The following is a 24,076-nucleotide window of genomic DNA, read 5'->3' as shown; positions in this document are numbered from 1 at the left end:
GAGGATTCGGATTAGGGACGCGCGCAGGGGGATAGCGCGCTTCATGGTGTGCGGGGCAGGCCGCCGCTCAATTGCTCTCTACGCGCGGGTTGGCGTGAGTCGGCTGGCTGGGATAGTCCACCTGATGCTTATGCAGGTAATCGCGGATCAGCTGGCGCACCACCTGGGAAGGGGTGACGTCCTGCTGCAGGCACAGGTCTTCCAGGGCTTTTTTCTTGTCCGGGTCAATCAGCACCGTTAGCCGCGCCGTTTTCTTTTCCATCAGGATCCTCCAGAGAATGATAACTGAATGATAATACCACGTGGGCGAAGCGGCCAGCCAGACCGCGTCGCCCCCGCCTTTAGCGGAAATGCAGCCGCTCTATTTTGCGCGACAGATAGCCGAGCTCGCAGTTGAACAGTTCGCCGCTGCCGGCGGCCAGATTGCGTAGCGCGCTCAGCGGCAGCGTCACCCGGGCTAGCGTGGCGTAAATAATGACGTTGCCGCTGGGGGCGACGCAAAACAGCACGGTGTTGAATACCCGGTGCAGGCTGTGGTACAGCAGGCTATTTTCGTCGGGCAGATCGTGGTAATTCAGCACCAGCCAGCCCCCGTCGTTCAGCCTTGCGGCGCAGTTTTCCAGGAAGGTCTGGCTGCCTTGCTGCGGATCCATGGCAAACGCCGAATAGAGATCGGAGAAAATCAGATCGTAGCGCGTCTCGGCGGGCGGGCGCACGAAGTCCATGGCATCGGCGGTGCGCAGGCTGATGGTGTCGGTGGCCGGCAGCGTAAAATAACGGCGTGCGATGGCGATCACCGCGGCGCGCAGCTCGACCACGTCCAGGCGCATCGTCGGATCGAGGGCGTGCAGCGCACGCAGTAGGCTGCCGCCGCCCAACCCCAGGATCAACGCCGACGTCGGCGGCTGCCAGGCCACCGCCATCAGCATCGCTTTGATGTAGTTGTGGATCGGCTGCGCGGGGTTGCTGAGGCTCATCTTGCTCTGCTCGCAGATGCCGTCAAACCGCAGCGTGCGGTAGTCCTTGTGATCGGAAACGATGATTTCGCCCCAGGCGTCGGCTTCGCGGGCGATCACCTGGCCGCGCGGAGAGAAATCGAGGGTTCTGAGTAAGCTGTCAACCAGAGACATGGTATTCGCAGGGCTCCTTTGGCAAGCGGCCTATTTACGGGCGCACATGAAATCGGCGGTGCAAATGCGTTGGCCGTCGATGCTGGCACGGCCGGTAAAGCGTGCGATCGCCCCGCGCCGGCGCACAAAGGTGACCTCCATCAGCACCTGATCGCCGGGGCGGGCGGCGCGATAAAAACGCGCCCGCTGGATGGCGGCGAAATAGTAATGTTCCCCTTCGTTCAGCGCCCCGAGATAGTAATGGGCCAGCAGGCCGGTGCTTTGCGCCAGCGCTTCTACCAACAGCACGCCGGGAAAACCGGCGAAGTGGGCGTGGCCGCTCCAGAACGTCGGCTCATTGGCGGTGATGTTCTTGATGGCGCTCAGCCGCCCTTCGGCAATGCAGGTGCCGGCGGGCAGCACGCGATCGACCAACAGGCAGGGATAGCGATGAGGCAAAATCGCCTGAATATCGTTGAATTGCAGGGGATGACCATTCAATGGCATGGGGGCGCGTGATCCTGTCTGCGGCGAAACCGGTGCGATGGCCGGCGTTCAGTCCATGGTGAGTGTAATAGCATTATAATAAAATTATCATCAGATGTGCCAGATGAAAGACATGATGGCGGAGAAACAGGCGCAGAATGGAGAGGAAGGAGGCACCCGATGCTGGCGATCGGGTGTGGTAGCGCGTGGTTAGTGCTTGGAACGGGTGACCTTGTCCAGATAGCCCATCACGAAAGCGGACAGCACGAAGGTGAGATGGATGATCACATACCACATCAGCTTGTTGTCCGGCACGTTCTTGGCGTCCATAAACACCCGCAGCAGGTGAATGGAAGAGATGGCGACGATGGAGGCGGCGACTTTGTTTTTCAGCGAGGTGGCGTCCATTTTGCCCAGCCAGCTCAGCTTTTCTTTCCCTTCGGTGATATCCAGCTGCGAGACGAAGTTTTCATACCCGGAGAACATCACCATCACCAACAGCCCGCCCACCAGCGCCATGTCGACCAGCGACAGCAGGGTCAGGATCAGATCGGCTTCGGCGATAGAAAAAATGTTGGGCAGGACGTGCAGGATCTCCTGAAAAAACTTGATCGACAGGGCGACCAGAGCCAGTGAAAGGCCGACATAAACCGGTGCGAGCAGCTAACGGGAGGCGTACATCGTGTTTTCGAGCAAGCGTTCAATCATAAAATTTTATTAATTACGTGGCTAAAAGAGCGCTCAGTATAACGCAGGAGACCCGGGCGAAATCAACCGCGTGCCAATGGCTTGGAGAAATTTGCGAATGGACGTTCGCTGCGAACGGGTTCATGACAATGATATCGCATAGGGATAAACTGCCGCGGTCTCTTGCCTTGCTACCGTTTCGTCAATCGCTGCTCAAAACTAAGGATGGTTATATGGTCGACAATGCGTTTATCGCGAGAACGCGAGCCGTTAATGGCTGCTTTTCCATGTTTTTGCTGATGTTCCTGATTACATTTATTCCGTTGTTCATTGAGAACAGAACCGCCTTGATGCGACAAGGGCTATTGCTGCCGTTGCTGTACGGAATGGAATTTGTCGCTATCTTTTCGTTATACCTGCTCTTTTTCCGCCGTAGAGAAGGATTGGGCAAAGGCGAGGTTAAACGCAACGATTTTGCGCTGCTGCTGTTCGCGCTGTTGGTGATTCAGTTTATTTTCCCGCGTTTGATGGGCGTGGAAAAAACGGAAACCTGGGTGACGGAGCAGGTGGCATTGCCCGGCGAGATTTTGGCGCTCAATGCCGCTTTGTTGGTTTTCGTCGTCCCCGTCTATGAAGAGATCGTATTTCGCGGCTGTTTGTTTAACGCACTGATGTATTGGTTTAACGATAAGGTGATTTGGGCCGCGTTAACGGTGTCTGTCATCTTTGCCGTTTTGCATACCCAGTACACCGATTGGCGCACATTGGCAGCCCTGGTGCTCATCTCGCTGGTGTTAACGGCCGCCCGAGTAAGATCCAAAGGGATCTATTTGCCCATTGGGCTGCATATGACCATGAATGGCGTCGTGATGGCGGCCAGCTATGCGTTAAATTGAAGCTGTGCTTGCCGCCGGATGTTCAGTGCCTGGCTTTCTTCCCGTCGCTGTGGCCGAGAGAGCGATCGGGGAAGCTGTGATCGCGCAGCCGCTGCTTCAGCTGCGCCGCATCGGGGAAGCCGCCGTCAATTTTGCGATCCCAAATCATCACGCCATCGACGCTGATTTGATAGACCCCGCCGGTGCCCGGCATCAGCGTGACGGAGGCGAGATCGTCGCCGAAGGTATTGAGCAGCTCTTGCGCCATCCAGCCGGCGCGCAGCAGCCAGTTGCATTGTGAACAGTAGTGGATCGTCACTGCGGGGGCATTTTTCATCGATGATCGACCGGTAGTGGTAACGGCTTGCAATCAGCCTGATGGACCTGCAAGCGATGGTGGCTTTGTCTCGCCAAATAGTCAAGCGTCTGCTGCGGCCAGAGCGGCAAGGGGGGCCGAGTGTGCGTCACGGCCGCTTGCTGCCAGCAAACCATTCAACCCCACACAGCATGCCCGCCCAATAAAACCGGGGTAAAAACCAGGCTTTCAGCCACCAGGCCAGACGGCTGGGCTGGGTTGCGTCGAGCAGGGGAAACGTGGGCAGTAACTTACCGTCATAGCCAAACTCCGCCAGCACAACTTTGCCTTTCTCGACCGTCAACGGACAGGAACCATAGCCATCATAATGGGCCGTGAGAGGCGCGCCATGAATCAGCGCCGCGACGTTTTCCGCCACCACCACCACCTGCTTTCGGGCTGCCGCCAGGGTTTTGGCGTTTGGCGTTGAGCAACAGTCGCCTACCGCAAAAATATCCGGCCAATGCTTATGCTGCAGCGTCAATTTATCCACATCGCACCAGCCGGATCCCTCTGCGAGCCCACTTTGCGAAATAAACGCCGGGGCCGATTGAGGCGGCACCACGTGGAGCATATCGAAGGGCAGGGTTAACTCGCGTTTTCCCTCTTCATTTGTCTCTACGGCAAATGTTGCTTGCCGATTCGGGCCATCAACACGAATTAAATGATGATTGAAATTGACCTTTGCACGGTATTTTTGCAAATACTCGCTCAGCGGGGGGACAAATTGCGGAATGCCGAAAATCGCCGTGCCCGCAAGGCAGAAATTGACGTTAATATTATTCAGAATGCCTTGGCGGCGCCAGTGGTCGCATGAAAGATACAGGGCTTTTTGCGGTGCGCCGGCGCATTTTATGGGTAGTGCCGGTTGAGAAAATATCGCCTGGCCGCCTTTCATTTCCTGAACCAGTTGCCAGGTGTATTCGGCAAGATCAAAGCGATAATTAGAGGTGACGCCGTTTAATCCCAGGGTGTCTTCAAGGCCTTCTATTTTATCCCAGCGTAAAACGAGGCCGCACGCAACAATAAGAAAGTCATAGTTTATTTTCTGCCCTTGGCGAGTCTCGATGTATTTTTGACTGGGCTCGACCCTGACAACGCTATCCTGTACCCATGCGGTTCCTGCAGGCAGGACAGCGCGCAGGGAACGCCGTGTTTTATTGATATCAAAGAGCCCGCCGCCCACCAGGGTCCATGCCGGTTGATAATAATGACAGTCGTTAGGTTCCACGACCGTTATATCGATGTCTTTAATTCGCTTCCTTATGCTTGCCGCGATACCTATTCCGGATGAGCCGCCGCCAATAACAACGACGCTTTTCTGGGTATTTATTTTTTCGGGTTTCATGCAGGCCTCCTTTCATAAGAAAGTAGGGGGTTGCTGGCCAGATTAAAAGCGAATTCATAGAACTTGTGGTTATATCAAAATTCACATATTCCATTTTGATATATGTAATAACAAATCGAAATAAGTTATTTGACATTGCCAGTGAACTGATCGTTAATAAATGGCATGAGCATCATTAAGGGATTAGTGCAGTGGATTTTTTCCATTTCAGTTTTTATATCGTGATGCTGTTAGTGGTCACCGGGGGAATTGTGGGATTCCTCCTGGCCCTGACCGGCGGCGGCGGGTCAATCGTCTGCGTGCCGTTATTGCTGTATATGGTGAAAGTGCCGGATACGCATTTGATTATAGGAACCAGCGCCATGTCCGTGGCCATTAACGCGCTGATCAATCTGGCCGCGCACGCTGCCAAAGGCAACGTCAGGTGGCAGACCGGGGTTGTCGTTTCGCTGGTCGCTGTTATGGGTGCTCTGGCGGGATCTCAGATGGGAAAAATCACGGACGGGCACTACTTAACCCTGCCTTTTTCCCTGTTGATGCTGGTTGTCGCCGGATTGACGCTGAAAAGAAATCGCCTTGCCGGCACCCCCTTGCCGTCCCCCCATGCTGCCGTTCATCCCGCCATCGTATGGCCTAGCGTGCTGGCCCTGGGCGGGCTGGCGGGCTTTCTGGGCATCGGCGGCGGATTTTTGGTTGTGCCGGCGCTGGTTTGGTTTTTCCGCTTCTCGATGGTTGAAGCGGTGGCAACCTCACTGGTGGTCGTGGCGGCCATGGGGCTGTCGACCAGCGCCAGCTACGCCATGTCGGGAAAGGTCTCGATCGCGATTACGTGCTGGCTCATCGTCGGTGGCGTTCTGGGCGGCGTGGTGGGGGTGGCGCTCGCCGAGCGCCTGAAAAAACGCGAGGACATTATCAATGTGCTCTATGCCGTCATGCTCCTGGCGCTGGCCCTGTATATGTTATTTAAAAGCCTATGAAACAGAAGGAAAAAAACATGCGCATCCGCACTTACCACCCTCAGCTCTCCTTTTCGGGCGCGCCTGAAGCGAGTGATTTCAAGGCGCTGTCTCAACAGGGCTACCGCCTTATCGTCAACAATCGGCCGGACGAGGAACCGGGGGAGTATCTTGATCATCAGCAAGAGAAAGCGTTGGCTGAACAAGGGGGGATGCGTTACGTCTATCTCCCTTACACGTTCGATACGCTGACCTGGGAGACCGTTTACACCTTCCAGTTTCTGCTGCGGCAAGGCCGGAAGACTCTGGCGCACTGCAGAAGCGGGGCTCGATCTGCCTGCCTTTCCCTGCTGTATGCGCTGCGCGAAGGTCAGATAGATGAAGCGCAGTTTCGCCGCCAATGCGACGAATACGGCGCGGACGCCGATAAGGCGCTCAGTTGGTATGGCAAGCATCGGTCCGTGCGGGCCACGGCGGAAGTTCACGCGTTTTATGAGCCGGAAAGCGGCAGCCTGCAGTATGTGGTTGCCGATCCCGAGGCGCGCCGCTGTGCGATTATCGACCCGGTTCTGGATTTTGACCGCCGATCGGGCACGGTCTCGCATCAACAGGCCAACGACATTCTGAATTTTATCCATCAACGGGGGTGGGGAGTGGCCTGGGTTTTGGATACGCACCCGCACGCCGATCATTTTTCGGCTGCCACCTGGCTGGCGCAGAAAACCGGCGCCTTCACCGGTATCGGTGAAAAAATTACCGCCGTTCAGGGGCTGTGGGAAGAGATCTATAATTTAAAAGACCTGCCTGCGGCCAAGACCGTCTGGGATGTACTGTTCGCGGACGGGGACGTCTTTTTTATCGGTAACCTGCGCGCTGAAGTCTTGCTGTCTCCCGGGCACACGCTGGCGTCCGTCACTTACCACATTGCGGATGCGGCGTTTATCCACGATACGTTCTTCATGCCGGACAGCGGTACCGCAAGGGCCGACTTTCCTGGCGGCAATGCGGAAGCCTTGTGGGACTCATTGCAGCGCATCTTGAGCCTGCCGGCGGATACCCGCCTGTTTACCGGCCATGATTACCGCCCGGCGGGGCGTGAGGCCCGTTGGGAAAGCACCGTGAGAGAGCAGCGCGAGAACAATCCCTGGGTGGTCAACATGGATAAATCCCGGTTCGTTGCGCAAAGAAAACAGCGGGACGCCACGCTGCCGCACCCGGAACTCATGCTGATGGCGCTGCAGGTCAATATTCGCGGCGGCGTTTTGCCTGACTGTGAAGACGATGGGCAACACTATCTGAAAATCCCCGTGAATCGATTTAAGGGCTGAATCAGGTCATGGCAGCGCCAGCGAACAGGCAAATCATTCGCCTGGGATCGCGACGTCTGTTAATTGTTTTTTATGAAATAATCATGCTGATTCATATTTAATTATTTGTTTTTACACAAAACACGCGGCGCTTGCCCTCACCGAATACAGTCACTACATTAACAACTGTACTTCCCATTCTGCTAAGGAAAACACCATGAAAGCTGCCGTAGTGACGAAAAACCATACCGTAGACATTCAGGATAAAGTGCTGCGCCCGCTGAAGCACGGCGAGGCGGCGTTGAAAATGGAGTGTTGCGGGGTGTGCCACACCGATTTGCACGTGAAAAACGGCGATTTCGGCGAGGTGCCGGGCATTACGTTGGGGCATGAGGGCATCGGCGTGGTCTCCGCCGTCGGTGAGGGCGTCACCTCGTTAAAAGTGGGTGACCGCGCCAGCGTCGCCTGGTTTTACCAGGGTTGCGGCCATTGCGAATACTGCGTCAGCGGCAACGAAACCCTGTGCCGTTCGGTGAAGAACGCCGGCTACAGCGTTGACGGCGGCATGGCGGAAGAGTGCATCGTGGTGGCGGACTACGCGGTGAAAGTGCCGGACGGGCTCGATTCTTTCGCCGCCAGCAGCATTACCTGCGCCGGCGTCATCACCTACAAGGCGGTGAAGATTTCCGATATCAAGCCGGGGCAGTGGATCGCCATCTACGGCCTGGGCGGGCTGGGCAACCTGGCGCTGCAGTATGCCAAGAACGTGTTTAACGCCAAGGTGATCGCCATCGACGTCAACGACGGCCAGCTGGAGTTCGCCAAACAGATCGGCGCCGATCTGACCATCAACTCCAAAACGCAAAACGCGGAGGAGATCATTCAGCAGCAAACCGGCGGCGCTCACGCGGCGGTGGTGACGGCGGTGGCGAAAGCGGCCTTCAACTCGGCGGTGAATGCGGTGCGCGCCGGCGGTAAAGTGGTGGCCGTGGGGCTGCCGCCGGAGAGCATGGATCTGAGCATTCCGCGCCTGGTGCTGGACGGCATTCAGGTGGTGGGCTCGCTGGTGGGCACGCGTGAAGATCTGAAAGAGGCGTTCCAGTTCGCCGCCGAAGGAAAAGTGACGCCGAAAGTGACCAAACGGCCACTGGGCGATATCAACGCCATCTTCGACGAGATGAAGGCGGGCACCATTCGCGGTCGCATGGTGATCGATCTCGGCATGGCGAAATAAATCACGCCATCAACCATGCCAAATAAGAAGGCCACCTGCGGGTGGCCTTCTTCTTGTTACGCCCGGATCAGAACAGGCCCAGCGGTTTGGCGTCGTAGCTGACCAGCAGGTTTTTCACCTGCTGATAGTGCGACAGCGCCGCCTTGTGGGTTTCGCGCCCGATACCGGAGTTCTTGTAGCCGCCGAACGCGGCGTGCGCCGGGTACAGGTGATAGCAGTTGGTCCATACGCGGCCCGCCTTGATCGCGCGGCCCATGCGGTAGGCGCGGTTGATGTCGCGGGTCCACAGCCCGGCGCCCAGACCGAACTCGGTGTCGTTGGCCAGCGCCAGGGCTTCGGCCTCATCCTTGAAGGTGGCGACGCCGATCACCGGCCCGAAGATCTCCTCGCGGAAGAAGCGCATGCTGTTGTTGCCGGTAATCAACGTCGGCTGCAGATAGAAACCGTTTTGCAATTCATCCCCGTGCTGCGTGCGTTTGCCGCCGGCGAGGATGTTGCCGCCTTCATTCTTGGCGATGTCGATGTAGGATAGGATCTTATCGTATTGCTCCTGTGACGCCTGTGCGCCGAGCATGGTGTCGGTGTCGAAGGGGTCGCCTTGGCGGATGGTGGCGATGCGCGCGAGCACTTTCTCCATAAACTGCGGGTAGATGGATTCCTGGATCAACGCACGTGAAGGGCAGGTGCAGACCTCGCCCTGGTTGAAGAAGCCGAGCACCAGCCCCTCAACCGCCTTGTCGATAAACTCCGACTCCGCCTGCATGATGTCTTCAAAATAGATGTTCGGCGATTTGCCGCCCAGTTCGACGGTGCTGGGGATGATGTTTTCCGCCGCACAGGCGAGGATATGGCGGCCGACCGGTGTGGAGCCGGTGAACGCGATCTTCTCGATGCGTTTGCTGCGCGCCAGCGCTTCGCCGGCCTCGGCGCCGAAGCCTTGCACCACGTTGAGCACGCCCGGCGGCAGCAGATCGCCGATCTCTTCCATCAGCACGCTGATGCCGAGCGGGGTCTGTTCCGCCGGTTTCAGCACCACGCAGTTACCGCCCGCCAGCGCCGGCGCCAGTTTCCAGGCGGCCATCAGCAGCGGGAAGTTCCACGGAATGATCTGGCCGACTACGCCCAGCGGCTCATAGATGTGGTAGGCCACGGTGTTCTGATCGATCTCCGCCGCGGTGCCTTCCTGCGCGCGCAGGCAGCCGGCGAAGTAACGGAAATGGTCGACCGCCAGCGGCAGATCGGCATTCAGGGTTTCGCGGATCGGTTTGCCGTTGTCCCAGGTTTCGGTCAGCGCCAGCATCTCCAGCCGCGCTTCGATGCGATCGGCGATCGCCAGCAGCACGTTGGAGCGCTCCTGCACGCTGGTTTTGCCCCAGGCGTCCGCCGCCGCATGCGCCGCGTCGAGCGCCAGCTCGATGTCCTTGGCGTCGGAACGCGGGAATTCGGCGATCGGCTGGCCGGTCACCGGCGAGGTGTTGGTGAAGTAGTTGCCGGATACCGGTTCGACGAATTTGCCGCCAATGTAGTTGCCATAGCGTTTGCGGAACGAAACCAGCGAGCCAGGCAAACCGGGGTGGACATATTTCATGTGAAGCACCTCTCTGCAGATGATAACCGGCGCTATTGCGCTGCGCCTGTGAGTGCGGCATGCCGCCGCAGCAGGAGAAGCACGCCCCGTGCCAGATTGATGAATGGCGAAGATGCTCGTTAAAAGAGCTTATTTATTAGCGTGTTAAAAACGGATGTGGCTTAGGGAATCGAGCGGTGCCGCCGCCGGCGATGATTTTTTGTGTCCCGTGTCGCAACGCCTGATACACATCTGTGATACATATTTGCAATACTCGCGAACGGGGGAGAAACGCATGTTGCCTGACGACCGCTTGCCCACTGAGGGCGCCAGTTTGTTGACCCATCCGCTGGCGGAATCCTGGCAGCGCAGCCGGGGCTACGGCCTGGCGCGCGCCGATCAGCACATCTCGTTCATCAAAGCCGGGTTGCTCGAAGAGCGGCGCAGCCGCAACGACTGGGTGCCGCAACGGGTGCAGCCGCTGATCGAGCAGCTGGGCGCGCAAATTACGCGCCAGCCCGCCATTGTGGTCATTGCCGACGCCGACGGGCTGGTGCTGGAAACCCGCGGCAATACCGATTTTCTGCATAAGGCATCGCGCTTTGCGCTGGCGCCGGGCAACCCGTGGGGAGAAGCGGAGCGGGGCACCAACGCCATCGGCACCGCGCTGGCGCTGGGCGCGTTCTGCGAAGTGCGCGGCGACCAGCATTACCTCAACCAAAATGCCGGATTGAACTGCACCGCCGCGCCGATCTACCGGCCGGATGGCCACATTGCCGGGATATTGGATCTTTCCGCCCCCGCGCAGCGGCCGTATCGCGATGCACAGCGCCTGATCATGCAGGCGGTGCGACATATCGAACACCGCTGGGTCAGAAGCGCGATCGCCGATCGTCACTGGACGCTGCGCCTGCACGCCGACGCCGGTAGCTTGGGCAGCGCGCAGGAGCTGCTGCTGGTGTTTCACGACGAAGTGCTGGTCGCCGCCAATCGGCTGGCGATGCTGGAGTTCCAGCTTTCACCGGCCGCATTCGGCTCGGTTGAGTTCGCCCAGCTGTTCCCCGATCTGCTGCGGCAGCCCTACGGCGCACCGCACCAGATGCTGGCCGGCAATCAACGGCATTATTATTCGCTGCTCGAGGCGCCGCAGCGCCGCGTCAGCGCCCTGCGTTCGGTTCCGCCGCCGGCGGAAAGGCATGACGAACAGCATCAGAAGGCGCTGCGCATTCTCAATGCGGGTCTTTCCCTGTGCGTGACCGGCGAAACCGGCTGCGGCAAGGAGCACTTCAGCCGACGCCTGTTTCAAGAGAGCCGCTGGCGCAACGGCAACTTCGTGGCGATCAACTGCGCGGCGCTGCCTGAGCCGCTGATCGAGTCCGAGTTGTTCGGCTATGCCCCGGGGGCGTTTACCGGCGCCAACCCGAAAGGCTATATCGGCAAGATCCGCGAGGCGGACGGCGGCGTGCTGTTCCTCGATGAAATCGGCGACATGCCGGCGGGCCTGCAGACGCGGCTGCTGCGGGTGTTACAGGAAAAAACGGTCACGCCGCTCGGCAGCCGCAGCGCTTATCCGGTCGATTTCGCGCTGGTCTGCGCCACGCACCACGATCTGCATCGGCAGGTACAGGCGGGGGCATTTCGCGAGGATTTGCTGTACCGCATCCAGGAATACAGCCTGCTCATTCCGCCGCTCAGAGAGCGGGCGCAGCTGGAAGCCTTCATTTTGCAGCTGTGGCGAGAGCTGGGCGGCGAGCGGCGCGACATTCGCCTGCTGCCGGAGGCGCTGGCGATGCTGGCGCGCTACCCGTGGCCCGGCAACGTGCGGCAGCTGTTGAGTACGCTCAAGGTGTTGCTGGCGCTGGCGGACGATCATGCGGTGCTCACTCTGGACGATCTGCCGCAGTCCATCGCGGTGCTGGCGCCGCGCCAGGAGAACGACGATACCGGCCTGGAGGATCTGCAGGCGGCGATCGGCAGGGCGGGCGGCAACCTCAGCCGGGCGGCGAAGGCGCTCGGCGTTTCGCGCAGCACGCTGTACCGCAAGCTGGGAAGGCAGAAAGCGGCGGCGGAATGAAACATCATGATTGACCATCAATAGCCGGCCCCTCGATGCGGGGCCGGTTCACGCCTTAGTCTCCCAGTCCCGGCGGGTTAATCTCGGAATGGGCGATCTTCTCGTCGCTCTCCGCCCAGCGATCCAGCACCTGCAGATAGCTGCCGTTGGCGATGGCGCTGTTGAGCGATGCCTGCACCGCGTCCACCAGGCCGTTGCCTTTCTTCAGCGTGACGGCGATGTTGGCGGTTTTCGGCCAGCCGCCGGGCACGATGCCTACCAGCCGGGTTTTGCCGGTCAGCCGCGCCTGGTAAGCGCCGGAGACGTTGGGCCCGAAGGTGGCGTCGGCGCGGCCGGACTGAATGGCCAGCGTGGAGGCGGCCTTGTCGGTGACGTACACCGGCTGCAGCGGCGCCAGCCCCTTGGCGCGGTTCTCCTTGTCCCAGGCCAGCAGCACCGCTTCCTGGTTGGTGCCGGAATCGACGATGATCTTTTTACCGGCGATATCCGGCGCGGTGTTGATCTGGGTGATCTTGCTGTCGGATTTGACGTAGAAGCCCAGCGTATCCTGGCGATAGGTGGCGAAATCGAATTTGGTCTTGCGCTCGTTGGTCACGGTGATGTTGTAAACCGCGGCGTCATATTTGCCGGAGGCCACTCCCAGCGGCCAGTCTTCCCACGAGGTGGGCACCAGCTTGAGTTTCAACCCCAAACCGTCGGCCACCAGGCGCGCGATGTCCGCCTCGCTGCCGATCACCGTTTTGTTGTCGCGGGCGTACAGGCCGAACGGCGGGCCGCTGCCCAGCAGGGAAATGGCCACCGTCAGCGTGCCGGGCTCCACGAACTTGAAACCGGCGGGGATTTTGGCGACCGCCTCGGCGTTCTTCACCGTATGGATCGGCGTTTCGTTGGCGACGATATCCACCCCTGGCGCGGCTGCGGCGGAAAAGCTCAGCAACGCCGCCATCACTATCATCTTTTTGCTATCTATCATTATGTTAATTACCTTCATTATTAGGATTGTCACAGGGTCGTTGCACTATCTCTGAAGGCTAAAGGTCTGTGAACGAACAAAATCAACTATCCAATCTTGGAAAAATCATGATGCGCCGCCGGTGGCGCTGAATCTTTCGAGGATGAGCCATGTCGTCGCGCTTCGCTACGTTGGGCCGCATACCGCGCGGCGTGTGGATCTTGGGTGGGGTGAGCCTGCTGATGGACGTTTCCTCGGAAATGATCCACAGCCTGCTGCCGCTGTTTATGGCGACGACGCTCGGCGTCAGCGTGATCGTCATCGGGCTGATCGAAGGGCTGGCGGAGGCGACGGCATTGATCGTCAAGGTGTTCTCCGGCGTGCTCAGCGATTACCTCGGCAAGCGTAAAGGGCTGGCGCTGCTGGGCTACGGGCTGGGCGCCATCAGCAAACCGTTTTTTGCCGTCGCGTCGTCGTCCGGCATGGTGATGAGCGCGCGCCTGTTGGATCGCGTGGGCAAAGGCATCCGCGGCGCGCCGCGCGACGCCCTGGTGGCCGATGTGACGCCGCCGGAAATTCGCGGCGCGGCCTTTGGGCTGCGCCAGTCGCTGGATACCGTCGGCGCCTTTTTAGGGCCTCTGCTGGCCGTTGGCCTGATGCTGCTGTGGCACAACGATTTTCGCGCCATCTTTTGGGTGGCGGCGGTCCCGGCGACGCTGGCGATCGCGCTGCTGTTCTTCGGCCTGAAAGAGCCGGCCGCCGCGATAACCGACAAGCGAACCCACCCGATTACCCGCGCCAATCTGCGGCTGCTGGGGCGCGGCTATTGGTGGGTGGTGGGCATCGGCGCCGTCTTCACGTTGGCGCGCTTCAGCGAGGCGTTTCTGGTGCTGAAGGCGCAGCAGGGCGGCACGCCGCTGGCGTTGATCCCGCTGGTGATGGTCGCCATGAACCTGGTCTACGCCTGCTCGGCCTATCCGTTCGGTAAACTGTCCGACCGTATGAGCCATAAAGGAATGTTAAAAGCCGGTTTGCTGGTGCTGATCGCCGCCGATGTGGTGCTGGCGTTGAGCGATCATTGGGCGGGCGTGCTGTTTGGCGTGGCGCTGTGGGGCGTGCACATGGGCATGACGCAGGGGCTGTTGGCGGCGATGGTGGCGCATACCGCGCCGGCGCATCTGCGCGGCACCGCGTTCGGCATGTTCAACCTGGTCAGCGGCGTAGCGCTACTGCTGGCGAGTCTCGGGGCCGGCATGCTGTGGGAGCTGGTCGGTTCCGCCTCCACCTTTTACGCCGGCGCGATCGTCTGCGTGGTGACGCTTATCGGCATGCAGCTGGCGCCGTTCGGCGAACAGCAGGGCGTTTAACGGCCGTCGACAGGCTGCGGTGCTGCCTGCAGCAGCTCGGGCACCCGCTGGGATTCCACCGCCCGGCTGAACAGAAAACCTTGGCCGATGTGGAAACCGGCTTCGCACAGCGTTTGCCGCTGCTGCTCGGTTTCCACCCCCTCGGCGATGATATCGATCGACAGCTTTTGACCGAGAATGCCGATGCTTTCCACGATCGCCAGGATCGCCGGTTCGGTATTCATACGTTGAACGAAGTCGCAGTCCAGCTTAATGCAGTCCAGCGGGTAATCCATGATATGGCTGAACGAGGAGTGACCGGTGCCGAAGTCGTCCAACGCGATGCGGATGCCCATCTCCTTGAGCATTTGCAACGCGCGCAGCACGTACTTCGAACCGTGCTTGTTGAACGCGTGTTCGGTCACCTCCAGTTCGATCAGGTGGTGGGGAATGTGGAACTTCAGCAGGCGCTGCAGGAAAGTTTCGGCGTAGTTGTCGCGTAAAAACTCGATCGGCGACACGTTCAGCGAGATGGGCCGCACCGCCACGCCGGCCGCGCGCCAGCGGGCGATATCGGCGAAGACCTTCAGCTGCATGGCTTCGCTGATCTTGGTCGCCAGCTCGTAGTCGTTGAACGCCTCGCTCACCGTCGCCGGCAGCTGCACGCCGTTGATCGGGCAGTGCCAGCGCAGTAAGGCTTCAAAGCCGACGATGCTGCCGTCGGTCAGGCTGACCTTCGGTTGGTAGCTGGGGCGGATGCAGTTGTCGCGCACGATCTGGCGCGCGTAGTTGAGCTGGCTGGCGCGGGCGCGCGCCTTGTCCATCATTTTGCGGTCGAACATATAGACGCCGCCGCGGCCGCCGTCTTTCAGCTCATACAGCGCAGTGTCGGCGCATTTCATCAGTTCCGAAGCGTCACGGGCGTCTTTGGGGTAGATGGCGCCGCCGATGCTCATGCCGCAGTGCAGCGTCTTGCCGCCGTGGGTGATCGGCGTCTCCAGCTGCAGCAGAAACTTGTTGGCGATGCGGAAAATATCCTGCTCGTTTTCGACGTCGCTGATCACGACGGCGAACTCATCGCCGCCGAGGCGAGAGACGAACGAGTGCGTATTCATGCAGGCGCTGAGCCTTTTGCCCAAAACCCGCAGCAGATGGTCGCCCGCCGCGTGGCCCAGCGTGTCATTCACCAGCTTGAAGTGGTCAAGATCCAGCAGCATCAGCCCAAGCGACTTGTTGCCGTGCAGGGCCCGCTTCATCTCTTGCTTCAGTTTCTTCTTGAACAGGCGCCGGTTGGGCAGGCCGGTCAATTCGTCATATTCGCTGGCGAGCAACAGGCGTTGTTCCATCACGCGTTGCGAAGTCACGTCGCGTGACACGCACAAGATCTCGGCCACGGTGCCGTGTTCGTCGCTGACCGGCGTGAGAATGTTGTCCCAGTGCTGTTTTTTGCCCTGCGGCGTCACGCTCAATCCCGTGAAGCGCGCATTTTTTCCGGCTCTGACGCTGCGCAGCGCCTTGCGGCCGCGGCGCCGGATCTCGGGCGACAGCAGCCCCAGCCAGGGCATGCCAAACTCTTTTTGCCCCGGATCAAGGCCGAGCGCCAGGCTGCCGGAGCGGTTCATGTGGCGCAGCGTGCCGTCGTGATTGATCACTTTAATGCAGTCCACGCTGGCGTCCAGCATGTCTTGCTGGATAGACAGCGCCTGAACGTTTTGCTGGCGCTGCAGCATTTGCGGATGAATGTCGGTCGCCGTCAGGTACCAGCTGGGCTCCAGCGCCATGCCGTCCTGCCGGGCGTTAAACGCCAGCATAAACCAACGGTAGGCGCCGCTGCGATCGCACAGGCGGGCCTCGCCGGCGAACGAGGAGAGGGCCACGATCGCCTGGCGCCACTGCGCGGCCAGCCGCTCGCGATCGTCGGGGTGCAGAGCATCGAGCCAGTCGGCGGCGCCGTGTTCACCGGCGATAGCGCCGGTATAGTCGCGCCACTGTTTATTGAAGTAACCGCCAAGGCGGTTGCCGAAGCAAATCAGGCCGGGCAAGTCGTCTACGATTTCGCCATAGAGATCAATCGGATTTTTGTTATTGCTCTGCTTGGGCAACAGGGTCATGCGGTATTTCCTCGGAAAATTACCCATATTCTCGCTCTAGAGCAGAGCTTCTTTCAATATAGTCTTGCCAATGAAAATGGGAATAGCCAGCGGGCGCGGCTAAAAATCGGCCCGCTAGCATGGAATACATCCAGCGTGAACGCATTAGGAATACTCCTGTTATTTATAAGCATCCCTTATATTGCAGCGAAAAATAAGTGATCGGACCACGCCGCGTTATTGCCGTGAAAATTAATCATTCTTGATGTTTCTCTATGGCTAAATGTTCAGTCGCCATGATGTACTCCCTGGCGCTATTCTGCCCGCTCTATGCGGTAATACTGACAAAAACCGCAGTCCAGACGGGGGTGAACGCCATTTTATGCACTCTGCAGCGCCCGTTTACTGGGGCTTAGCGGAAAAATCATGATGCAAATCAAGAAATGTTTTGTTTCATCTGTTGACACTGTGCTTACGCGTGAGATAGCCTCGCGAATGATAATCATTAGCAAAACTGGATGGTGGCGCAAATGCATTCACGCAATTATCTCCGGGTAACCGTTCGGATAACAGACCAGATTCACAGCACAAGAGCCTGTCTGATGTGGTCTCTGGCAACGAGGCAATGCATCGGACGGCCGTTGTCATTAGACCTCTTGAGCGACATCTCAACTTAGCCTCAACGCGCAGACACTGGAATCACACCCTTGCCGGATCAATGCGGCCTGTTACTTTCGCGCATTTTGCACGGACACATCGCGATCTCATGCAGTTGCATCAGTTATCAATCATGGGTAAGGAGGCTCGGGTAGTTAAAAGTAAATTTACTCTCTGGGTGTAAAGGGATAGGAAAAAGAGTGGGCGTATCGGGTTATCGCTATTCTCCGGATTTTGATTATCCCTAAGAGATATTTCGGATGTCATATTAATACTAGCTACTTTGTGGAGAAAGTTATGGGTAATACCATGAATGGAAACGAAACGGGTTGGGACAGTGTTAACGATCTTATTCACTACCATGAACGCGGGAATGGCCTGACGATAAATAACAAACCTTCTTATGACATAAATGAGGCGGGGTTGCAGATAGCGCGCGGCGATAAAACCTGGAATGGCGTTCACGTCACGGGAAAAGAGGCGACGGTGACCTATTCCTTCCCGGATTGGGATTATAACGAACTGAACCTGGGCCACCGCTCCCCGGAACGTGATACGGGGCTGAGTGCGTTCACGCAACAGCAGCAAGAACAGGCGAAGCTGTCTTTACAATCCTGGGCCGATGTTGCCAACATCAAATTTGTCGAAGTTGCTTCAGGTCAACCTTCCAATATTACCTTTGGGAATTATGAGGGGACGGGACAAGCGTATGCCTTGAAACCTTACTCATATAATGGCAATGATTACAGAGGGTACAATTCTGATGGGCAAAGTTGGTACAACATTAAGAATCACTCCGAAAATTTGCATCCTGAGCTAGGTAATTACGGCCGCTTAACCATTACCCATGAAGTTGGCCATACTCTCGGGTTAGATCACCCGGGCACTTATAATGCGGGGCAAGGCAGCCCAAATTATACCAAGGCAGTTTACGCCGAAGATACCCGGCAGTTTAGCGTAATGAGTTACTGGAATGAATCCATTACCAAAGCGGATCATGGCCATTACTATGCCGCTGCACCGCTGGTTGATGATATCGCGGCCATCCAGCATCTTTACGGCGCCAACATGACTACCCGAACCGGCGACACCGTTTACGGGTTTAATTCAAATACAGGCCGAGACTTCTATACGCTCAAGGACAGCCACGACAAGCTGGTGATGTCTGTTTGGGATGCAGGTGGCAATGATACCCTCGATTTTTCGGGGTATAGCCAAAATCAACGTATCAATTTGAACGAAGGCGCTTTCTCCGACGTCGGTGGATTAAAAGGGAATGTTTCCATCGCTGCCGGCGCCACCATCGAAAACGCGATAGGAGGAGCAGGTAATGACGTCATTGTTGGAAATCACGCAGACAATGTGCTCAAAGGCGGCGCCGGTAACGATGTTATTTACGGTGGGGCGGGCCAGGATCAATTGTGGGGAGGGCAAGGTAACGACATTTTTGTCTTCTCTGACCTGAATGACTCGCCTGTTCGGGCTCCTGATACAATTTGGGACTTTGAGTCAGGCAAGGACAAGATCGATCTGTCTTTCTTCAACCAAGGCGATAAAGGCAGTGATTTTATTCAGTTTGTCGATCGTTTCAGCGGGCAGGCCGGTGAGGCGCTGGTGTCCTATGATACCCAAAGCAATCTGAGCGAACTGGCCTTCAACATCCATGGCGGTGCAAATCCAGACTTCCTGGTGCACATCGTCGGGCAGGCTGACGTCGCTGTTGACTTTATCGTATAAAACGGCAACGGTGGGCGATGATGCCCACCGTTTTGCATGGGCCAGCTATGTGTAAATCTATTCTTGTCGGAATAATATTCTTGTTTTCAGGAGCCTCTATGGCAAGCAGTCTGGTTTTACCTTCTGCCGAAACGCTATCCGGGCAGTGGACGGTCAGCGATAAATCAAAGTCCTGTGTTGTACAGCTCAACACGGAGGGTGTGGAATCGGCCGGCGGCTATAGCCTAAAATTTTTGTCTGATTGCACGCCCGACGTCTTGCCGCAAGAGCCAGTGGCGTGGCGTCCTGCACCCGATGGCATTGCATTGTTAGACAAGGAAGGGCTGACTGTACTTTTCTTCTCTCAGGAAGACGATCATTACCGCAGTCAAATCTGGGCCGAGACGGGAAAGATCCTGAAGAGAAATAACTAGCGGAAAACGCCGGCCTGACCCGGCGGTTATCCCACCTCACGCCACCCAGCCTCCGCCGTAACGGTGGGGGGCTTTTATGGGGAGGTCGGCAAGCCGTCGACGATGGTAATCATGGCTTCCGCTACGTGGCGCCGCTGTTGTTTCGCCAGCTGATAGGCCGGTGAATGGTAGCAGGCCAGGGCGGTGGCGTAGTCGTCGAATTCGATCAGCACATGTTTCACAAACGCCGGGCCTTCCAGCGTTTGCGCCTGTTCGCCGCGGGCGAGAAAACGGGCGTTGAACTGGCGAAACGCCTGAGGCGCCAAATCCATATAATGCTGATATTGCTGCGGATCTTTCACGGTGACATGGGCAATCCAGTAAGCGGGCATCTCAGGGCTCCTGTTGCAGAATGCGCTTGGCCAGCGCGGCGGCCTCGGTCAGGTGATCGATGACTTCTTGCCTGGCCTGTGTCGGATTGTTTTGTTCGATGGCGTGATAGATCCGCGTCATGCGCTCGAAACCGGCCAGCTGGCGCTCCGGGGTTTTCAGGGTCAGGGCGCGCAGGCGGCTGATGCGGCTATTCAGGCGTTGAACGATTTCCCAGGCGATGGCGTGATGGGCCACCTGGAAAATGGTTTCATAAAAGGCCTGCGACGCCTCAACGCGCTGAATATCGTCCTGCCCGGCCGAAGCCTGATTAATTGCAATTAATTTTTCATGCAGTTTCTTTTTATCTTCCGGCCCGGCTTTCAAAGCGCAGTCGTGAGCGGCATCCTGTTCAAGCAGCAGACGAATAGTATAAATCTGCTCGGCAATTTCCCAGGTCAGAATAGCGACAATCGGCCCTTTCTTGCCGAGTGTTTCAATGAGCCCCTCCGCTTCGAGATAACGGATCACCTCGCGCACCACGCTGCGGCTGACGCCCAGCTCCTCGCACAGGCTGCGTTCCACCAAACGATCGCCGGCCTGAAAATACCCTGAGATAATCGCCTGCCTAATTTTCGCCAATGCCAATTCGCGCAAGGTGACCGGTGCATTCTCAATCTTCAATGACGCCTGAACCATAATTGTCTCTATTTTTTGTGGATCATCATTAATCCGGATAACGACGCGTATTCCCGTTTGCCCGGTACTATTAACATCTTTCCAACCCGCAAAGCAACGGCGGCCGATTTCGCGCCGCATCGCTAAAACGGCGAATGTTGCAGCAGCTCACAAAATCGAAAGATAGCCTAAAAAAACCGCTTTTCGTTGCCGATACCCGCTGGCTCAACGGGTTCGGCACGGGCACCGGCCGCTGAGCGGAGTCGGTCGTGGCCGGCGTTTCGCCGCCGGCCAAAGCCCACGCAGGTTTATTAATGCTTTGATTAATATCGGTTATTTTCAACTTTCTTTTACCGTCTTAGATGAAAATAAGAATACCGTATTATGGTATACCAAATTTTGACATGCCAATCTGCCCGATGCTATACCCTCGCCTCGTGACATCTGATTAACATTTGATTTACTTTTCGAGGTCCCTTATGCATCAAGACATCCGTAAGACTCTGGTTTCCACAGAAACCCTCTACGCCGATGGTGGCAAATCGGCGGGCAAACCGCTGGTGATGATCGCGGCGGCGGCGGTGATTAAAAACCCCTGGGCCGGGCAAGGCTTTGTTGAGGATCTGGCGCCAAAGATTCGAGAAATGGCGCCGGTGCTGGGTGAGCTGCTGACCGGTTTGATCCTCAAAGAGGCCGGCTCCGGCGAGCGGGTGGAAGCCTTCGGCAAAAGCGCGGTGGTGGGGCTGGGCGGTGAGTTGGAACACGCCTCGGCGCTGATTCACACGCTGCATTTCGGCAACCACTACCGCTCGGCGGTCAACGGTAAAAGCTATCTGGCGTTCAACAATACCCGCGGGCCGGCCAACGCGCCGATCCTGATCCCGATGATGGGGAAAAACGACGAAGGCAGCCGCGAGCACTACCTGACATTCCAGTTCAACATCAACGACGCGCCTTTCGACGACGAAATCGTCATCGCACTGGGCGCGGCGCTGGGGGGGCGGCCGCATCACCGTATCGGCAACCGTTATTTGGATCTGAAAGAGCTGGGCCATGATCAGAACAATCCGGCAGCTGTCTGAGCCCGCTCTGCGGGTAGGGTATCTGGAGGCCGGGCGTGGCGAGCCGCTGGTGTTGATCCACGGCGTAGGCATGAACGCGGAGGCCTGGTATCCCCAGCTCGATGCGCTTAGCGCTCACTTTCGGGTCATCGCCGTCGATATGCCGGGCCACGGCGAAAGCGAAGGCTTCGCCCACGCCGCGACGCTGGAGGATTACGTGCGCTGGATGGCGGCCTTCTTAAACACCCTGGAGACGCCGAGCGTTGCGGTGGCGGGGCACTCGATGGGGGCGTTGATCACCGCCGGTTTGGCGATCGATTATCCGGAGCGGGTCAAACGCGCCGTGGTGATGAGCGGCGTGTTCCAGCGCTCGGCCCAGGCCAGTGCCGCGGTTGCGCAACGCGCCAGCGCGTTGGCCAGCGGCCAGACGCAGATCGACTCGCCGCTGAGCCGGTGGTTTGGCGCCGATACCGCCGAACAGCGTCTGCGCCGGCAGGTGGGTGGCTGGTTGCAACAGGTGGACGTCACGGGCTACGCCCGCGCGTATCAGGCGTTTGCTACCGGCGATCGGGTGTATGCCCAGCGTTGGCACCTTATCCGCTGCCCGGTGTTGGTATTGACCGGCGAGCACGACGCCAACTCCAGCCCGGAGATGGCGCGGCAAATGGCGCAGGCCGCACCGAACGGGCGCGCGGTGATCATTGAGAACGCCAAACACATGGTCAGTCTGACCGATGCGCAACGCGTCAACGCGCTGATGCTCGATTTTCTGACCGCAGAGCAACCTTTGACTTTAGGAGCGGCAAATGGACGCGGATAAACGCAGGCAGTTGCGCGACGCTTTCGGCGCCTTTATGACCGGCGTCACCATTGTGACCTCGGTGGACACGCAGGGGCGGCCGATTGGCTTTACCGCCAATTCGTTTTCATCGGTGTCGCTGGATCCGGCGCTGCTGTTGGTGAGCATCGATAAACGTTCGGCGAATCTGGCGCATTTTACCCAGTGCAGCCATTTCGCCATCAATATTCTGGCGGAACAGCAAAAAGAGGCTTCAACCATTTTTGCGCAAAAGAACGAAGACCGCTTTGCGCTGATCGATTGGCGCTGGAGCGCGTCGCGGGTGCCGCTGATCGAGAACAGTTCGGCGTGGTTCGACTGCTCGCTGCATCAGGTGGTGGATGCCGGCGACCATGCCATTCTGATCGGCCAGGTCGAAGGGTTCGAGTCCAACGCCACCGCCGGTCTGGGGTATTACCGCGGTGCCTATTTCACGCCTTACCAAAACGCGCAGTCGCTGATTGGCGGGCCGCAGGTGGTAGTGAGTGCGCTGATCGAGTTTGAAGGGCATGCCGTGATGGTACGACAAAACGACGGCGGCTATCAGCTGCCGTCCAGCGCGGTGGAGAAACGCAGCGTCAGCGAAACGTTGGGGGATTTACTGCAGCAGTTGGGCATCAACGCCCATCCGGGTTTCGTCTATTCCGTCTATGACGACCGGCAGAGGCATCAGCAGCACATCGTTTTTCTGTGCGCGCTGCCGACCGACGCCGGCAGCCTGACGCCGCAGCTGAGCGCGGCGGAATGGTGCGACATGCCGACGCTGGCGCGGCTGCCGATCAAGGATCCGGCGCTGCGGTCGATGCTGGGCCGGTTCGTCAAAGAAAACGCCGTGGGCAATTACGGTATCTATTATGGCGATGAGCACAGCGGTGCCATCAAGCAATTCGCCGGTTGAGGCTGAACGGGAGAGTGTGATGAAACTGTCTTTATTCGTGCATATGGAACGAACGTTACCCGAAGAGTCGCAGGAAAAGCTCTACCAGGAGATGATCGAACTCTGCGAAATCGCCGATCGCGGCGGCATGCACGCCATCTGGACCGGTGAGCACCACGGCATGAATTTCACCATCGCGCCGAATCCATTCATCAATTTGGCGGACATTGCCCGGCGCACCTCCAGGGTGCGGCTCGGCACCGGCACCATCATTGCGCCGTTCAACCACCCGATCCGTCTGGCGGGCGAGGCGGCGATGACCGACATCATCACCGGCGGCAGGCTGGAGCTGGGTATCGCGCGTGGCGCCTATTCCTATGAATACGAACGGCTGATGCCCGGTTTGACCGCCTGGGATGCGGGGCAGCGCATGCGCGAGCTGATCCCGGCGGTAAAAAAACTCTGGCAGGGCGACTATGCCCATCAGGGGGAATACTGGTCGTTCCCGGCAACCACCTCCTCGCCGCTGCCGAAACAGCAGCCGCATCCGCCGATTTGGGTGGCGGCGCGCGATCCCAACAGCCACGAATTTGCGGTGCAAAACGGCTGCAACGTTCAGGTTACGCCGCTGCATCAGGGGGAAGAGGAGATCGTACGGCTGGTGACCTGTTTCAACGAGGCGCGTGCGCGTTTCGCCGCCGAGCAGCCGCTGAAGATCATGCTGTTGCAGCATGGCTATGTGGCGGAAGACGAGGCGGACGCCCGCCTGGCGGCGGAAGAACTCAACCGTTTCTACCACTACTTCGGCGCCTGGTTCAAGAACCAGCGGCCGGTGCGGCAAGGGCTGATTCAGCCGCTGAGCGATGAAGAGATCGCCGCCAATACCTATTATTCCGCCGAGATGATGCGCACTAACCTGGCTATCGGTACCGCCAATGAGGTCATTACGCGGCTGAAAAAATATGAGGCGCTGGGTTATGACGAGTTTGCGTTGTGGATCGACAGCGGCATGAGCTTTGCACGTAAAAAGGCCTCTCTGGAGCGGTTCATTCGCTGCGTGATGCCGGAATTTCACTGACGG

The 24,076-nt window shown here is 58.3% G+C and carries 23 protein-coding genes; 12 read left to right on the top strand and 11 right to left on the bottom strand.

The window, feature by feature from the left end; genetic code table 11:
- Positions 1–67: 67 nt before the first annotated feature.
- The 4 genes from AC4PR2_RS16675 to AC4PR2_RS16660 form a co-directional block, all read right to left on the bottom strand.
- On the bottom strand, positions 68–262 hold the full coding sequence (locus AC4PR2_RS16675; RefSeq protein ID WP_038872997.1) for a ribbon-helix-helix domain-containing protein: 195 nt from the start codon (positions 260–262) through the stop codon (positions 68–70).
- Positions 263–341: 79 nt separating this feature from the next.
- Positions 342–1,130 carry a spermidine synthase gene (locus tag AC4PR2_RS16670; protein WP_048321552.1) on the bottom strand — a complete coding sequence of 263 codons (789 nt, stop codon included), beginning with the start codon at positions 1,128–1,130 and terminating at the stop codon, positions 342–344.
- Between the two features lie 30 nt (positions 1,131–1,160).
- Positions 1,161–1,616, bottom strand: coding sequence for a 3-hydroxyacyl-ACP dehydratase FabZ (gene fabZ, locus AC4PR2_RS16665; protein ID WP_443014541.1), 456 nt, complete (start codon positions 1,614–1,616; stop codon positions 1,161–1,163).
- A gap of 189 nt (positions 1,617–1,805) precedes the next feature.
- Entirely contained in the window at positions 1,806–2,258 is a 453-nt protein-coding gene (locus AC4PR2_RS16660) for a TIGR00645 family protein (RefSeq protein WP_492175300.1), read from the bottom strand.
- Positions 2,259–2,515: 257 nt separating this feature from the next.
- Here AC4PR2_RS16660 and AC4PR2_RS16655 point away from each other — a divergent pair, with 257 nt between their 5' ends.
- On the top strand, positions 2,516–3,178 hold the full coding sequence (locus AC4PR2_RS16655) for a CPBP family intramembrane glutamic endopeptidase (protein WP_308342643.1): 663 nt from the start codon (positions 2,516–2,518) through the stop codon (positions 3,176–3,178).
- Between the two features lie 22 nt (positions 3,179–3,200).
- Here AC4PR2_RS16655 and AC4PR2_RS16650 read toward each other — a convergent pair whose 3' ends face one another.
- Positions 3,201–3,494, bottom strand: a complete 294-nt coding sequence (locus AC4PR2_RS16650; protein ID WP_004928553.1) for an Rdx family protein — start codon at positions 3,492–3,494, stop codon at positions 3,201–3,203.
- Between the two features lie 127 nt (positions 3,495–3,621).
- The gene (locus AC4PR2_RS16645) at positions 3,622–4,860 is read right to left on the bottom strand and encodes an NAD(P)/FAD-dependent oxidoreductase (RefSeq protein ID WP_443014540.1); all 1,239 of its coding nucleotides are present in this window, start codon (positions 4,858–4,860) and stop codon (positions 3,622–3,624) included.
- A 191-nt stretch (positions 4,861–5,051) separates the two neighbouring features.
- Between AC4PR2_RS16645 and AC4PR2_RS16640 the strand changes: the two genes are divergently transcribed.
- The 3 genes from AC4PR2_RS16640 (at position 5,052) to adhP (ending at position 8,357) form a co-directional block, all read left to right on the top strand.
- The gene (locus AC4PR2_RS16640) at positions 5,052–5,837 is read left to right on the top strand and encodes a sulfite exporter TauE/SafE family protein (protein WP_142109871.1); all 786 of its coding nucleotides are present in this window, start codon (positions 5,052–5,054) and stop codon (positions 5,835–5,837) included.
- 17 nt (positions 5,838–5,854) lie between these two features.
- Positions 5,855–7,144: a bifunctional sulfur transferase/dioxygenase Blh gene (blh, locus tag AC4PR2_RS16635; protein ID WP_060418973.1), complete on the top strand. Its 1,290-nt coding sequence runs from the start codon at positions 5,855–5,857 to the stop codon at positions 7,142–7,144.
- 196 nt (positions 7,145–7,340) lie between these two features.
- A complete protein-coding gene (adhP, locus tag AC4PR2_RS16630) occupies positions 7,341–8,357 on the top strand; it encodes an alcohol dehydrogenase AdhP (RefSeq protein WP_492175293.1) in 1,017 nt (338 codons plus the stop codon).
- Between the two features lie 67 nt (positions 8,358–8,424).
- On the opposite strand, the gene exaC is transcribed toward adhP, so the two are convergent.
- A complete protein-coding gene (gene exaC, locus AC4PR2_RS16625; RefSeq protein WP_100395812.1) occupies positions 8,425–9,945 on the bottom strand; it encodes an acetaldehyde dehydrogenase ExaC in 1,521 nt (506 codons plus the stop codon).
- A gap of 274 nt (positions 9,946–10,219) precedes the next feature.
- Between exaC and AC4PR2_RS16620 the strand changes: the two genes are divergently transcribed.
- Complete coding sequence (locus tag AC4PR2_RS16620; protein ID WP_492175292.1) at positions 10,220–11,998, top strand: sigma-54-dependent Fis family transcriptional regulator; 1,779 nt, start codon at positions 10,220–10,222, stop codon at positions 11,996–11,998.
- 55 nt (positions 11,999–12,053) lie between these two features.
- On the opposite strand, the gene AC4PR2_RS16615 is transcribed toward AC4PR2_RS16620, so the two are convergent.
- The gene (locus tag AC4PR2_RS16615; RefSeq protein WP_102984707.1) at positions 12,054–12,971 is read right to left on the bottom strand and encodes an ABC transporter substrate-binding protein; all 918 of its coding nucleotides are present in this window, start codon (positions 12,969–12,971) and stop codon (positions 12,054–12,056) included.
- A gap of 149 nt (positions 12,972–13,120) precedes the next feature.
- Here AC4PR2_RS16615 and AC4PR2_RS16610 point away from each other — a divergent pair, with 149 nt between their 5' ends.
- Positions 13,121–14,317, top strand: a complete 1,197-nt coding sequence (locus AC4PR2_RS16610; protein ID WP_443014538.1) for an MFS transporter — start codon at positions 13,121–13,123, stop codon at positions 14,315–14,317.
- Here AC4PR2_RS16610 and AC4PR2_RS16605 read toward each other — a convergent pair.
- Positions 14,314–16,407, bottom strand: a complete 2,094-nt coding sequence (locus tag AC4PR2_RS16605; RefSeq protein WP_443014537.1) for a putative bifunctional diguanylate cyclase/phosphodiesterase — start codon at positions 16,405–16,407, stop codon at positions 14,314–14,316. The two genes, AC4PR2_RS16610 and AC4PR2_RS16605, sit on opposite strands and share 4 nt — an antisense overlap.
- 933 nt (positions 16,408–17,340) lie before the next feature.
- On the opposite strand from AC4PR2_RS16605, the gene AC4PR2_RS16600 reads away from it, so the two are divergent.
- Together AC4PR2_RS16600 and AC4PR2_RS16595 are read left to right on the top strand one after the other, a co-directional pair.
- A complete protein-coding gene (locus AC4PR2_RS16600) occupies positions 17,341–18,780 on the top strand; it encodes a serralysin family metalloprotease (protein ID WP_443014536.1) in 1,440 nt (479 codons plus the stop codon).
- A gap of 98 nt (positions 18,781–18,878) precedes the next feature.
- Complete coding sequence (locus AC4PR2_RS16595; protein ID WP_060418940.1) at positions 18,879–19,193, top strand: AprI/Inh family metalloprotease inhibitor; 315 nt, start codon at positions 18,879–18,881, stop codon at positions 19,191–19,193.
- Positions 19,194–19,267: 74 nt separating this feature from the next.
- Here AC4PR2_RS16595 and AC4PR2_RS16590 read toward each other — a convergent pair whose 3' ends face one another.
- Together AC4PR2_RS16590 and AC4PR2_RS16585 are read right to left on the bottom strand one after the other, a co-directional pair.
- On the bottom strand, positions 19,268–19,564 hold the full coding sequence (locus tag AC4PR2_RS16590; protein WP_060418938.1) for a DUF1330 domain-containing protein: 297 nt from the start codon (positions 19,562–19,564) through the stop codon (positions 19,268–19,270).
- A 1-nt stretch (position 19,565) separates the two neighbouring features.
- Positions 19,566–20,360: a GntR family transcriptional regulator gene (locus AC4PR2_RS16585; protein WP_204275777.1), complete on the bottom strand. Its 795-nt coding sequence runs from the start codon at positions 20,358–20,360 to the stop codon at positions 19,566–19,568.
- 338 nt (positions 20,361–20,698) lie between these two features.
- Here AC4PR2_RS16585 and AC4PR2_RS16580 point away from each other — a divergent pair, with 338 nt between their 5' ends.
- From AC4PR2_RS16580 to AC4PR2_RS16565, 4 genes are read left to right on the top strand one after another with little or no spacing between them, the layout of a single operon-like run.
- Complete coding sequence (locus AC4PR2_RS16580; protein WP_033648297.1) at positions 20,699–21,301, top strand: amino acid synthesis family protein; 603 nt, start codon at positions 20,699–20,701, stop codon at positions 21,299–21,301.
- Entirely contained in the window at positions 21,273–22,100 is an 828-nt protein-coding gene (locus AC4PR2_RS16575) for an alpha/beta fold hydrolase (protein WP_443014535.1), read from the top strand. Before AC4PR2_RS16580 ends, AC4PR2_RS16575 begins: the two co-directional genes overlap by 29 nt.
- Complete coding sequence (locus AC4PR2_RS16570) at positions 22,087–23,016, top strand: flavin reductase family protein (protein WP_219230547.1); 930 nt, start codon at positions 22,087–22,089, stop codon at positions 23,014–23,016. Before AC4PR2_RS16575 ends, AC4PR2_RS16570 begins: the two co-directional genes overlap by 14 nt.
- Positions 23,017–23,035: 19 nt before the next feature.
- Positions 23,036–24,073, top strand: a complete 1,038-nt coding sequence (locus AC4PR2_RS16565; RefSeq protein WP_049199552.1) for an LLM class flavin-dependent oxidoreductase — start codon at positions 23,036–23,038, stop codon at positions 24,071–24,073.
- Positions 24,074–24,076: the final 3 nt, after the last annotated feature.

Source organism: Serratia sp. A07 (genome assembly GCF_058725505.1).
The sequence above is the reverse complement of the archived record's forward strand: the minus strand, read 5'-3'. Positions and strand labels throughout refer to the sequence as shown.

Excerpts from the sequence above, each read along its gene's own strand:
- AC4PR2_RS16575 (WP_443014535.1), top strand. The coding sequence starts at position 21,273 with ATGATCAGAACAATCCGGCAGCTGTCTGAGCCCGCTCTGCGGGTAGGG.
- adhP (WP_492175293.1), top strand. The coding sequence starts at position 7,341 with ATGAAAGCTGCCGTAGTGACGAAAAACCATACCGTAGACATTCAGGAT.
- AC4PR2_RS16600 (WP_443014536.1), top strand. The coding sequence starts at position 17,341 with ATGGGTAATACCATGAATGGAAACGAAACGGGTTGGGACAGTGTTAAC.
- AC4PR2_RS16620 (WP_492175292.1), top strand. The coding sequence starts at position 10,220 with ATGTTGCCTGACGACCGCTTGCCCACTGAGGGCGCCAGTTTGTTGACC.
- AC4PR2_RS16565 (WP_049199552.1), top strand. The coding sequence starts at position 23,036 with ATGAAACTGTCTTTATTCGTGCATATGGAACGAACGTTACCCGAAGAG.
- AC4PR2_RS16595 (WP_060418940.1), top strand. The coding sequence starts at position 18,879 with ATGGCAAGCAGTCTGGTTTTACCTTCTGCCGAAACGCTATCCGGGCAG.
- AC4PR2_RS16615 (WP_102984707.1), bottom strand. The coding sequence starts at position 12,971 with ATGATAGATAGCAAAAAGATGATAGTGATGGCGGCGTTGCTGAGCTTT.
- fabZ (WP_443014541.1), bottom strand. The coding sequence starts at position 1,616 with ATGCCATTGAATGGTCATCCCCTGCAATTCAACGATATTCAGGCGATT.
- blh (WP_060418973.1), top strand. The coding sequence starts at position 5,855 with ATGCGCATCCGCACTTACCACCCTCAGCTCTCCTTTTCGGGCGCGCCT.
- exaC (WP_100395812.1), bottom strand. The coding sequence starts at position 9,945 with ATGAAATATGTCCACCCCGGTTTGCCTGGCTCGCTGGTTTCGTTCCGC.
- AC4PR2_RS16605 (WP_443014537.1), bottom strand. The coding sequence starts at position 16,407 with ATGACCCTGTTGCCCAAGCAGAGCAATAACAAAAATCCGATTGATCTC.
- AC4PR2_RS16650 (WP_004928553.1), bottom strand. The coding sequence starts at position 3,494 with ATGAAAAATGCCCCCGCAGTGACGATCCACTACTGTTCACAATGCAAC.
- AC4PR2_RS16670 (WP_048321552.1), bottom strand. The coding sequence starts at position 1,130 with ATGTCTCTGGTTGACAGCTTACTCAGAACCCTCGATTTCTCTCCGCGC.
- AC4PR2_RS16570 (WP_219230547.1), top strand. The coding sequence starts at position 22,087 with ATGGACGCGGATAAACGCAGGCAGTTGCGCGACGCTTTCGGCGCCTTT.
- AC4PR2_RS16655 (WP_308342643.1), top strand. The coding sequence starts at position 2,516 with ATGGTCGACAATGCGTTTATCGCGAGAACGCGAGCCGTTAATGGCTGC.
- AC4PR2_RS16675 (WP_038872997.1), bottom strand. The coding sequence starts at position 262 with ATGGAAAAGAAAACGGCGCGGCTAACGGTGCTGATTGACCCGGACAAG.
- AC4PR2_RS16590 (WP_060418938.1), bottom strand. The coding sequence starts at position 19,564 with ATGCCCGCTTACTGGATTGCCCATGTCACCGTGAAAGATCCGCAGCAA.
- AC4PR2_RS16580 (WP_033648297.1), top strand. The coding sequence starts at position 20,699 with ATGCATCAAGACATCCGTAAGACTCTGGTTTCCACAGAAACCCTCTAC.
- AC4PR2_RS16585 (WP_204275777.1), bottom strand. The coding sequence starts at position 20,360 with ATGCGGCGCGAAATCGGCCGCCGTTGCTTTGCGGGTTGGAAAGATGTT.
- AC4PR2_RS16610 (WP_443014538.1), top strand. The coding sequence starts at position 13,121 with ATGTCGTCGCGCTTCGCTACGTTGGGCCGCATACCGCGCGGCGTGTGG.
- AC4PR2_RS16645 (WP_443014540.1), bottom strand. The coding sequence starts at position 4,860 with ATGAAACCCGAAAAAATAAATACCCAGAAAAGCGTCGTTGTTATTGGC.